General features: G+C 51.8%; 9 protein-coding genes. All 9 read right to left on the bottom strand.

Annotated elements, in window-relative coordinates:
* Window positions 1-6 precede the first annotated feature (6 nt).
* Window positions 7-276, bottom strand: coding sequence for a hypothetical protein (locus ACFE8Q_RS26920; protein WP_375448554.1), 270 nt, complete (start codon window positions 274-276; stop codon window positions 7-9).
* 42 nt (window positions 277-318) lie between these two features.
* Complete coding sequence (locus tag ACFE8Q_RS26925) at window positions 319-699, bottom strand: alpha/beta hydrolase (RefSeq protein WP_375448555.1); 381 nt, start codon at window positions 697-699, stop codon at window positions 319-321.
* Window positions 700-777: 78 nt separating this feature from the next.
* Window positions 778-1,668 (bottom strand): alpha/beta hydrolase, encoded by an 891-nt coding sequence (locus tag ACFE8Q_RS26930; protein WP_375448584.1) that lies wholly within the window; start codon window positions 1,666-1,668, stop codon window positions 778-780.
* A gap of 100 nt (window positions 1,669-1,768) precedes the next feature.
* Entirely contained in the window at window positions 1,769-2,623 is an 855-nt protein-coding gene (locus tag ACFE8Q_RS26935; protein ID WP_375448556.1) for a sialate O-acetylesterase, read from the bottom strand.
* 50 nt (window positions 2,624-2,673) lie between these two features.
* Window positions 2,674-4,266, bottom strand: a complete 1,593-nt coding sequence (locus ACFE8Q_RS26940) for a glycoside hydrolase 43 family protein (RefSeq protein WP_375448557.1) — start codon at window positions 4,264-4,266, stop codon at window positions 2,674-2,676.
* 130 nt (window positions 4,267-4,396) lie between these two features.
* On the bottom strand, window positions 4,397-4,921 hold the full coding sequence (locus tag ACFE8Q_RS26945; RefSeq protein WP_375448558.1) for a VOC family protein: 525 nt from the start codon (window positions 4,919-4,921) through the stop codon (window positions 4,397-4,399).
* Between the two features lie 27 nt (window positions 4,922-4,948).
* The gene (locus tag ACFE8Q_RS26950) at window positions 4,949-7,231 is read right to left on the bottom strand and encodes a beta-L-arabinofuranosidase domain-containing protein (protein ID WP_375448559.1); all 2,283 of its coding nucleotides are present in this window, start codon (window positions 7,229-7,231) and stop codon (window positions 4,949-4,951) included.
* A gap of 139 nt (window positions 7,232-7,370) precedes the next feature.
* Complete coding sequence (locus tag ACFE8Q_RS26955) at window positions 7,371-9,047, bottom strand: glycoside hydrolase family 43 protein (RefSeq protein WP_375448560.1); 1,677 nt, start codon at window positions 9,045-9,047, stop codon at window positions 7,371-7,373.
* Between the two features lie 46 nt (window positions 9,048-9,093).
* The gene (locus ACFE8Q_RS26960) at window positions 9,094-11,586 is read right to left on the bottom strand and encodes a glycoside hydrolase N-terminal domain-containing protein (protein WP_375448585.1); all 2,493 of its coding nucleotides are present in this window, start codon (window positions 11,584-11,586) and stop codon (window positions 9,094-9,096) included.
* Window positions 11,587-11,875 lie beyond the last annotated feature (289 nt).

Below are 11,875 nucleotides of genomic sequence, written 5' to 3' on the forward strand. Positions count from 1 at the left end.
AACAGATCACTTAACTAATTGCGACAACGTGTTGGCGAGATACAGTTTGCAGTTCATCCAGGTATGACCACCCGGCATGATGAGCGGCTTGACGTTTATTTTCTTCTCATTGAACATCGCGATGTTCTGTTTCACCGGCTCGTACAGAAAGTCCTCCGTGCCGACGCTGATGGTAAATGGAGTCAACTGTTTATTCATCTGCTCCGCATTTGGCAACCAGTCCGTGAAGTTCTTCTTGAACTCGTCGGTAGCCGTATACGGTGCATGTGAACACACGTAGGCGAATGTGGAGGGATTGGTGAGGCCGATGTTCAGCGTTTATCCGCCCCCCACCGAAAAACCGGCTATCGCCCGGCCTTTGCTTTCCTTGATGACCGGGTAATTGACCTCCACAAACGGCACAATGTCGTTGACCATGTCTTTGGTGAAATCGGGCATCGTAGCCGGGCGGACGTTGCCGTAGGGCATCACAATTAGCGTCGGTTTGGCTTTACCCTGCGCAATCAGGTTATCGGCAATCAGGTGGGCGCGGCCTACTTTCGTCCAGGTTTCTTCGGTGTCGGAGCCGCCGTGAATCAGGTACAGCACCGGGTATTTGCCGTTGGCGTTGAAACCTGGCGGGGTGTACACCAGCAGTTGCCGCGTGGCGGATGGGCCATTGCGCCGTTGTACAGGCAAAATATGGCCAGGAAAAGCCACAATCGACTGATTAGTTGTTGGTTCATAGCTAGTTAAGGTTTAGGAGAGTTGCTGGTTAGTATTGTAGATCAGGCCTGTTTACTTGTTGAGTAGCCAGTTGTTTAGCTTCATCCAGGCAAACAGCGGGTCCATCCAGCCAGGATGGCGGAAGACGAAGCCGTGATCGCCTTTGGGGTAGATGTGCATTTCGACCGGTACTTTCCGGCGTCTGAGTTTCTCGAAAAACACGATGCTGTTGTCTACATCGACCAGTTTATCGTCGGCCGCGTGGGTCAGGTACGTTGGGGGGGTGTTGGCACGTACCTGCAGCTCGTTCGAGAAAAGATCAATGTCCTGCTTCGATGGGTTTTTGCCCAGCAAACTGTCGTGCGAGCCACCATGCGTCAGGCTGTCCTGCATACTGATGACCGGGTAGATCAGGATCTGAAAATCGGGCCGCAGACTGGTGTTGTTCGTGTTATCGACATACGCTTTTTCAAAGTGCGTGGCGGCTGTGGAGGCCAGATGACCGCCCGCCGAAAAACCCATAATGCCCACCTTGCTGGCGTCGATGCCCCATTTTTTGGCATTCTCCCGCACCAGTTTAATAGCCTGCTGGGCATCCTGCAACGGTCCGATTTTTTTGTCGGGCATGATGGCATCGCTGGGCAGTCGATACTTGAGCACAAACGCAGCGATGCCTTGTTCGGCCATTGCTTTGGCGGTATTGACGCCCTCACCGTTGTACACGACCACGCCATAGCCACCACCGGGAATGATGATCACGGCCGCCCCGGAAGCCTTGTCGGGCGCAGGTTTGAAGTACTCCAGCGTGGGTTTGGTGATGCCCCTGATCACGCCTTTGTCTGCCCCACTTTCTTGCACATCGGCTGCTTTTGAATTGGGAACCGACCCCGAATAAAGCGGGATGAATTCCTGCGCTTGTGCGGCAAAAGCGAGTAAACAGCCAGCCAACGCGGTGACGGTCATTTGCCTGCTGCCTGCTGTGAATAAACAACTGATTATCATGCTGTTAAGAGTTTAGCCGGTAACTGTTTTTCTGACTGATTGCCTCGCTAATCACTTATCTCTAATTCGTCGCCGTCGGCTTATACCCCAGCAACGACAGCATTTGTGTAGCGTATCGCTTTCCTAACTCCCGGTAACCAGCGGCATTAAAGTGCAGGTTATCAGCCGCATCGGTGCAGCCCGCCGATGAAATCACGTGGGCGTTTTTGATCGTTTCAGGCAACGTGGCAATGATCTTATTCATGCTCGCACAAATGCCGCCCTGATCCACGTTGACAGTTTCGCCCGCCAGCAACGGCACTTTTTTGGGCTTCAGGTCCAGGTCGTGCATCAGGTTATCGTACACCACCTTCACCTTTTTCGTCCACAGCGTATCATTGGTATTCGACTCACCCTGATGCAGCAGAATACCCTTGATGACGCCATCCTTCTGCGCCAGTTTTGCCATCTCAACCAGCCGGGCATACGGATTTCCGTCATAATCCTTAATCATGTTCTTCATCCAGCCAGGTACGCTGGTCGTGTACGACTCGTAATGATCCTTGTCGAACAGCTCGATTTTGCAGCCCCCCACGGCCACATTGATCACTCCCACCCGGACCTTTTCGGGCAGATTCGCGACCAGTTCACGGCCAAAATAATCGGCGGGGGTAAGCCCGGTACGGCAGCGGCACAGGGGCGGAGTGGCGGTGTACCAGTTGCCTTTCGTCCGGTTGATAGCCGGGCAGTCTACAGCCTCCATCACCTGAAACCGGGGATTCACATTGACCGTATCCTGCGGCTCAATCCTGGCGTTCCCCTCCATGTTCGACTGCCCGAAGCACAGATAAATGTGGAAGTTTTTGTCCTGCGAAAATGCGTTCAGACGTAGCAGAAACAGCCAGATCAATATGAAGCCACTTAGTCTCTTTTTCATGGGTTATTCGGTTTAGGGTTTATTATCCAGGAGACAACGCGCCTGATCTGTTATTGCTTTTCAACTCGTTTATCTTCGATTCGGAAATAGTCGAAATCGGCGAAGCCCCCCGTTTCTGGTCGGACCGCCGAAGCGGTAGCGTACGTAAACAGACCAAAACGGTAGCCCATGAAGTGAGGAATGGTGTACGGCATTTTTAGCGGCTCACCAACAGCCGTCCATGCTTTTCCGTCGAGGCTATAGAAGAAATGGGCTGTGTCTTTGCGGTCGCGGAAATCGCATTCGGCTTTCAGGTAGACTGTTTTCTGGCTCAACGGAATCCGCTGCACCTCGACCGGTTTCCCTGAACTGGCACTGACCATGACAATCGATTTTGCGCCATTTTCGACCTTCACGCCCACCAGACCGTAGTGTTTCTGCAACAGGCTTAGTCCTGCAAAGTCGCCGTCCTTCAGGTTCGATACATCGAGCATGGTCGAGCCTGCGCTCTCCGGACCGATCGTGCGTTGGGTCAGCGTGTTTCGGGCCATCACGAACGAGGTGTCGGTACGGCCGGTTTTCAGGCGCAGGAACCCTTTTCGCTCCAACACCGACCAGAGGCTGTTGTCGGGGTTGTGGTTCCATTGCCAGACCAGCGGCAGGGCGGGGTCGCCTTTTTTGCGGGTAAATTCGTCGGAGTTTACAATGCCGGGAATCAGGCCTTTGCTGGCGGGCAGGTTGAGCGTTTGCGGCACTTTGCCGGTTTCGCCCAGTACCGGCCAGCCATCTTCCCAGGTTACGGGCACCAGATACGGAATCCGGCCCACCCCGCCAAAATCACGAAACAGGTAGGCAAACCATTTTCCGTCGGGCGTGTCGATCAGCCCGCCCTGTGCCACACCTAAATCCTGCAACGCCACCCGACCTTCCCACGGCCCCGTGATCTTGTCGGCCCGGTGAATGACCACCGTCCGCATACCACCACGCGGCCAGGTAATGTTGAACAGGTAGTACTTGCCATTCACTTTGAACAATTGCGAGCCTTCGGCGGGTAAGCCTCCACCCGTACCCGATGGTGTGCTGGCATTCTCGATAATGGTTTGCTCGGTGCTGCCGGGCTTCACACCCGAGGCATCGGCCGTCAACTCGACTAACTTAAGTTTGCCCGCGCCGTAGATCAGGTACGTTCGTCCGTCATCGTCGAAAAACAGGCTGTGGTCGTGGTACGAGGGCTTGAACGAGACTTCTTTCCACGGCCCTTTTTCAATGTTTTTAGTGGTGTAGACGTGGGTTCTGCCCGTCGTCTGGGCGAAGGTGCTCACGTAATACGTGCCGTTGTGGAAGCGCAGGCTACTGGCCCACGATCCCCGCCCGTAGGTGCTTTTGCCATTGGTCAGGTTCAGCGCATCCATGCTGGCCAGTGTATCGTAGGCGTAACCGACCATCTGCCAGTTGATCAGGTCTTTCGACTTCATGATGGGCAGTCCCGGACTCATGTGCATGGTGGTGCTGCTCATGTAATACGTGGTGCCCACACGAATCATGGCCATATCGGGTACGTCGGCAAAAATGACCGGGTTCTGAGCCGTCTGCGCAACCGCGGCAACGTACCTGAACAGGAGAAAACTCGCCAGCAGACCGTATCGAATTAACTTATTTTTCATAAGAATCAGACGTAGACAATCAAATCTATTTGGCTGTATCTATTTGTAAATCAGTATTCTGGTTAAAAACCTATAAGAGTTGGGTGCCTCCGTCTAAGACCTTATAGGTTTAGATGCCGATCAGCGATGCCTATTGGAGCGGGCCGATCAGTTCAATGAACGTACCATCGGGGTCCTGTACAAAGAGGAAGTGCGCTTTGGCGTTTAGGGGCGTAGGCGTACTGCCCAGAAATGGCACCTTCATTTGTGCCAGCCGGTCGATGATGGGTTGCAGGGCTTTCACCTGGATGGTGATGTACTGCATGCCTGCGTCGTCCTGAATGTATGTTGGCTTCGGGTGTGAGGCTTTTTTACCAAAGCTCATCAGCTTCCAGTCGGTGGCGTCGGGGCTGTTTTCGAGCTTCAGGATGGTTACGTTCGTTGCCACGCCATTGGTCAGGCCGCCCCGTTTGCCGAAGTCTTCGTTGATCGTGAAACTGCCGGTTTTAACCATGCCGATCCCATTCACGTAGAAGTTCAGCGAGCGGTCAATGTCGGCGACAACGACACCGATCCCAATCACTTTGCTGCTGAAATTGGATTGAGCATACGTACTCACTATGCACCCAACCACCAATAGTGTTATTTTGACACATTTATACACAAACTTCATCATTTTGCTCCTGTTAAAATCAATCAGTTATTACTTCGTTACCAGTCTTAGTTGGTGAAAGCGCGGGGTAGCGGTACCGTTCCGGGCTGCAATTGTCAATGTAAACACTTCACTATCAGTAGCTCTCAGCCGGATTGTCTTTCCCTCAGCAGAAATTATCTCGGCCGGTGCACCATTAATCAGGAAGCTCACGGCGTCCGGCTTTATAGTATCTAAAGCCTGAATATCAATATAATTACCCGCCTTAGTTCTATTCTGTAACTGGTAGGTAATAAACGACCGGGTACGTCGCCAGAACTGATCATCATCGTAGCCCGAATCACTCTTCTCGCCTTTATAGTTATGGTCTACTTCGGGTTGCTGCTCCCCACAATTCACTCTATCTACCGTATTGGCCTCGATAGCCATTGCCTCGGCTTCCTGCTGTTTTAACCGGGATTTCAGCTCATCGAAAGCCGCTTTGGAAAAGGTCTGGAAATACAACTGATACCGCGCATCATGTACTTCATAAAACGGTTGTAGCGTCAGCGAATCCAGGCTGAAATGCAGGCTACTGCCCGGTTTCAGGCGCTTCAGGTACGTTGCCGGATCGCCAACCAGCGCGTAGGCGTTGGTGATCGGGTATAGCTTGCCTTTCGTCTCGTGGCCCATCCGGCTATCATCCGCAAACAGACCTTTTAAATCGGTGGTCGATGTTTTAGCCGCCAGCACAATGGGGCCATTGACAAAAGCCGCCCAGTTCGAGCCGTCGGGTAAGGGTTCCAGTCGTGTCGAGGTGGTGAAACGAACGGTTACTTTATCGCCCGACTTCCACTTCCGATTGATGGCCAGATAACTCGCCGGTTTTCCGCTCACGGGCTGAGCCTTGCCATTCACCAGAATGGCGAAGTTTTCGGCCCATTTCGGATAGCGTATGTTTAGCGAAAATTCCTGTGGTTTTGTTGTTTCAACGACCAGTTCAGACTGATTCTCGTACGGAAATCCTGTGCGCTGGGTCAACTTTACCTTTTTATCTGACCAGTTCAGCGTCGACGGAATAAACAGGTTGACGAACAGGTCGTTGGCTGAATGGCTGTAGATCAGTTCACCATATTTCGTATGATTTTCAATGCCTGATCCCACGCAGCACCACATGCTGGTTTCGGGCTGCGAATACACCCGGTAATGGTTGGGACGGATAGGCGTGAAATAGACAAACCCGCCTTTTTCGGGGTGCTGGCTCGACAGGATGTGGTTGTACATTGTCCGTTCGTAAAAGTCCACGTAACTCACATCGTTCTTATCCAGAAACAGCGCTTTACTCAGCCGCAGCATATTGAACGAATTACACGTTTCCGGCCCCTGATTCGACCGTAGCACCTGGCTGAAATCAGTTGTGGGGTTGAAATGCTCACGAACGCTGTTGCCACCAAAAGCCACACTCCGGGTCTGCGACACGTTTTGCCAGAAATACATGGCGGCCTCCGACCAGTCGGTTTTTCCGGTCAGCGTGGCGATTTTCTCGAACCCGATCACCTTTGGAATCTGCGTGTTGGCGTGCAGTCCGGTCAGTTTATCCTGTTTCGCCAGCAGGGGTTCCAGAATAGCCCGGTGCGATATTCGCTGGGCCGTTTCGAGGTATTTTTTGTCCTTCGTCAGGATGTACAGATCGGCGAAGGTTTCGTTGATACCGCCGTGTTCGGTGCGCAGCACCTGCTGAATCTGCTCGTCGGACAGGGGTTTTATCAGGTTGACAAACCAGTCGCCCAGACCGACCAGGACCTGTTTAGCCTGTTTGTTTCCGGTGTATTCATAGGCATCGCGCAGACCGGCAAACAGCTTGTGAATGTTGTAGAGCGGCACCCAGGTGTTGTTCAGCCCAAAGCTGCTCCCGTCGATATCACCCTTGTGAATCCTATCCCAAAACACCTTTCCCTGTGGAATGCCACCAACGTACCCATTGCCGTTTTTCGCCTGGCACTGCGCCAGTTGATCGACCATATAATCGAGCCGTTTTTTCGTTTCGGCATTGCCGGTCGAGGCATACATCATCGCCAGTGCCGACAGGTAATGCCCGCCAATATGGCCATCAAGCCCCGAGCTTTCCCAATTGCCGTAACGCGGTGCTTTCACCGGCAGCCCGGCGTCGATCAGGTACGGAGCCAGCAACTTATCCGGGTTCAAGGCCAGCATATACTTCAGGTCAACATCCTGCGCATTCTTGAACGGCCCGCTGGTTAGCTTTACCTCCTGCAAGGCAAACGGTTGCATCTGCGCCAGCGACGAGAGGCTAAGCAGAAGCGGGAAGGCAATATAGAGTAGGTTAGTTTTCAAGAGTAACGTTGTTGTTTTTGAGACATAGCCATTGCGATTATGGTCTTCCTTACCGATAAGTAACGTATTGCTTGGTGCTGTGGGGTATTGCTGACGCGTAGCCCACAGCACCAAGCAATCCCACTAGCCAACACTAGCCTCATTTTTTATACATCGGGTCGTCGCCTTTGTATGTCAGGTGCTTGAACGAAGCAGAATTCTCGGATTTTTCGCCTGATGACGTAGCATACAGGCCATACACGCAGCCAATGAAGCTGTTGGCCACTTTGGTGCTCAAAAACTTGCCGTCTACCTGGTCTTTTAACAAGGTCCAGTTCTTCCCATCAGTCGAGTAGTAGAAGCTGTACAAGGCACCTTCTGACTGTATTTTGAAATATACCCTGGCAGTGGATGACTTTAAAGGGACTTCAGTCACCAATTCCAAGGTTTTGTCTTTGCTCTTGAACAACTGAATCACGTCTTTACCTTCCTTCTTTGACTTAGCTGCGAAGTAAAAATGGCGTTCGTCCTGAAAAATCACCAAACCTGCTTTTTCATTATCCGTTTTTGGCGAAAAGTTCAGTTCGGTTTCGGCGGTGCTCGTTAAATGTTGTTGACGCTTGCCCACAAACGAAGGGTTTCCGGCTTCCGAAATCGTTTCCGGTTTGAGCTTGAGCGTCAGCCCATTGGCTTTCGACGTTTTGAATGAACTGCTATCCACCGTTCTCAAAAAAAGCATCGACAGATCAAGTCCTTTGTCGAAGGTCATCGTATATGCGAAGTTGCCGTTTTGCGGTAAAGCGCCTTTCTGTTTTACTTCTTTGATGTTGGTTTTGTATTGATACTCAATGGCTTTTTCGCCGTGTTCGATCATTGGCCAATCGTTTACCCACGTCAGCGGAGCAATGAACATTTCGCGGCCTGTATTGTAATAATCGCCTTCGTAGGGGCGTACCGCCAGGAAAATCGAATACCAGTTACCATCGGGACCTTCAATAAATTGAGCGTGACCCGCCGACGTGATTGGGTTGGGGCGGTCGGCCGGTAATTCTCGTTGTGTCAGCACCGGATTACCTTCAAACGGTACATAAGGCCCCCAAACATCCCGGCTACGCAGGGCCACCTGCGAGTGATTGACAGAGGTTCCGCCTTCGGCCGCATACAGGATGTACCAGCCGTTATGCTTTAAGATATGAGGTCCTTCGATCCAAACGGGTTTTTTAGACAGATCGACACCACCATTCACCAACTGTTTTTCTTCGCCCAGCACCGTCAAATTGGTGTAATCGAACTCATACATTCGGATAGTGCGGTGGCCCGAGTACAGCGGTTTACGGTCGGGGGCGTCGCTGTTGTAAATGATGTAGGCCTTGTCGGTTTCTTCATCGAAATAAATGGATGGGTCAATTCCTTTTACCTGCGGAATTTTTACCGGATTGCTGTACGGGCCCGCCGGATTTTTGGCCGTTACAACAAAGTTTCCATCATGGTCAATATCCGTACAGGTAACGTAGTACGTCCCTTTGTAATACGTGATGGCCGGGGCAAAAAGCCCGCGCGTCATCCGCTCGCCCATGAACTCCATTTGCGAAGGGCGGTTGATCACATTGCCGATCTGCTTCCAGTTTTTCAGATCACGACTGTGCATGATCGGCAAACCGGGGAAGTAGGAGAACGTAGAATGTACAGAATAATAATCGGCCCCCACCCGCACGATGCTCGGGTCGGGGTAAAAGCCGGTCAGGATGGGGTTGACCAGCGTTGTTTGGGCTGATAGCGAATGGCTCAGGACAAAGCAGAAGGCTATGCATACAGCCAGAATCAAGTGTTTACGCATAAGAATCGATAAGCTAATAATCCGTCGTTTGAAAAAGAAGATGAAGTTATTGGGCCACCAGTGAGTACACGTTACCCGGTTGGGTCGCTATATCATACAGCAGCGTTTCCTTGAGTGCAGGTGCCGTCAGCTTGGCCTGGGTGGATATGATCGGAGTCGGCGTGTTCTCAACAATGTAAAACGGATTGGTATTCTGGCCCAATGCCTGTTTCATCGCTACGCCTTTCCCCGCTTTCAGCGCATTAGGCGTCCGCACGCGCAGGTTGCCGCCCAAGTTTGATTTGATGTCAACTTTCGTTAGCCTCCCTCCTTTCCACTCCATGTTCACTACCTCAAAGCCACCGATGGCCCGCAAACCGCCGATGCTTCCAGCTTGCCACACATCGGGCAGGGCGGGCAGTAAGTGAACGGCTCCGTCGGCGCTTTGCATCAGCATTTCCGTGATGCCCGAGGTGCAGCCGAAGTTACCGTCGATCTGAAACGGCGGGTGGGCGTCGAACAGGTTATTGTACGTACCTCCACCACCGGCTTCCCGGTTTGCCCCCAGTGGCGTTAGCTGGTTCTGAATCAGGGCATAGGCGTGGTTCCCATCCTGCAGGCGCGCCCACCAGTTCACTTTCCAGCCCATACTCCAGCCGGTCGATACGTCGCCCCGATGAGCAAGGGTTGTTTTAGCCGCATTAAATAGGTCGGGCGTACGGGTAGCAGAAAGCTGGTTCGACGGAAACAGGCCGTAGAGGTGCGAAATGTGGCGGTGTTTGTCGTTCGGGTCATCGATGTCTTCCAACCATTCCTGCAACTGCCCATATTGACCAATGTGCATGGGGGGAAGTTTGCTGCGCATCTGTTTCAGCGTATCGACAAAAGCGGCATCCTGTTTCAGCAACTCGGCCGCCCGAATGGTGGTCGTGAATACGTCGAATGCAATCTGATTGTCCATCGTGGTCCCCGCATCCAGCGATGAACCGCCATGTGCACTCGGCGCGTTCTCGGGCGACGTACCTGGCGTAACAACCAGCCAATGGTATTTGGGATGCGCTACTAAGTAATCGACATAAAATGTGGCAGCGCCTTTCAGGATTGGGTAGGCCGAGGCCAGGAATTTTTTGTCGCCGCTGTATTGATAATGTTCCCATAAGTGCTGGCTGGTCCAACCGCCCCCAGCTACCCACATGCCCCATAGCGCGCCGTCGATGGCGCCCGTTGCCCGCCAGATGTCGGTGTTGTGGTGGGCCATCCAGCCGCGTGCGCCGTACATGACCCGCGCCGTTTCCCGACCCGTTTCCGACATATCCTTCACCATCCGCAAAAACGGCTCGTGGAGTTCGGACAGGTTGGTTTTTTCGGCTGGCCAGTAGTTCATCTGGGCGTTGATATTGATGGTGTACTTACTGTCCCAGGGTGGGCGCATTTTGTTATTCCAGATGCCTTGTAAGTTGGCCGCCTGCCCCCCGGGCTGAGACGACGAGATCAGCAAGTAGCGGCCATATTGATAATACAGCGTGACCAATTGCGGATCATTGGCCGTACGGAAGTTCTTAAGCCGCTGATCAGTAGGGATATTAGCAGATTCGGTTGAGCCAAGATCGAACTTGACCCGATCGAAATACGACTGATAAGCGGTTGTGTGAGCCTGTAAGATGCTGGCATACGATTTTGGATAGGCCTTACTCAGGTACGTTGCCGCCCGTGCGTTTTCATCGCCACTAATGTCTTTGTAATTGATAAAATTAGTGGCGATAGAGATGTATATCGTGGCGGCGCTGGCTCCGCGTACCATCAGCGCGGTATCGCTTGCCGACACGCTACCGCCTTCCGTTTTAATTCGGGTAATGCCTTTGAAACTGACCATGCCTTTCACCCCGTCCTGGTCCGACGTAGTAGCCGCAATTGTCAGTTCGTTATCTGAAGTTGTTTTGATGACCGGTTTGGCGTGCTGCGTGGCATACGAAGCAGAAAACGCCAGACTTCCCGGTTTGCTGGCCGTCAGTCGCATCACCAGCACCTGATCAGGAATCGAGGCCAGCATTTCACGGGTATAGGTTACCCCAGCCACCGTATATGACGTTTTCGCCACGGCCCGCTCAATATCCAGGTCACGGTAGTAGTTGGTCACGTTCTCATGCCCCTCGAAGGTGAGATGCAGGTTACCTACCGGCTGAAACAGTTGCCCCTGCGACTTTTTGCTAATCATCGCTTTGTTGGCCAATTGTTCGGCTTCTTTCTGTTTTCCGTCAAAAATTAACCGGCGAACTTCAGGCAACGCAGCCAGCGCATCGGGGTTATCATTGCGGTTTGGGCTACCACTCCAGACAGTATGTTCATTTAGCTGAATGATTTCTCTGGGTACGTTGCCGTATATCATGGCACCCAGACGGCCATTGCCAATCGGCAAGGCGTTCTCCCAGGTCTGGCCTGCGGGACTAGTATACCAAAGTTTCAAGGCTGGTTTTTGCTGCGAAAAACCAACTGTTGTTAAGGTTAGAGTCAGCAGACAGGCAAGTATTTTTTTTCGATGACCAGCAAGTATAAAATACATCATAAATATATAAAATTGGCTGAGCTGTTTAGGCGTTTGATAAGCATTTAGTTTATGCCAAATTAACTAAGTTATAACTGGCCTATTTTCTACTATATAAACTAAATCTTTTACTATTTAAACAACATTACAGTTTCACATGACCAAAGAAAAAGCTCTTAAATAAAGAAAGAGGAAACCCTTCTTCTTTCTTTATTTAAGAGCAAATAAATAACAGTGCACTAGTGGGAGCTTCTAGTTATCTAACTAGCTCACTTCATGCTAATTAAGTGCATACTATTAACCCGAT

Origin of the sequence: uncultured Fibrella sp., from assembly GCF_964250085.1 — a bacterium.
Taxonomy (GTDB): domain Bacteria; phylum Bacteroidota; class Bacteroidia; order Cytophagales; family Spirosomataceae; genus Fibrella.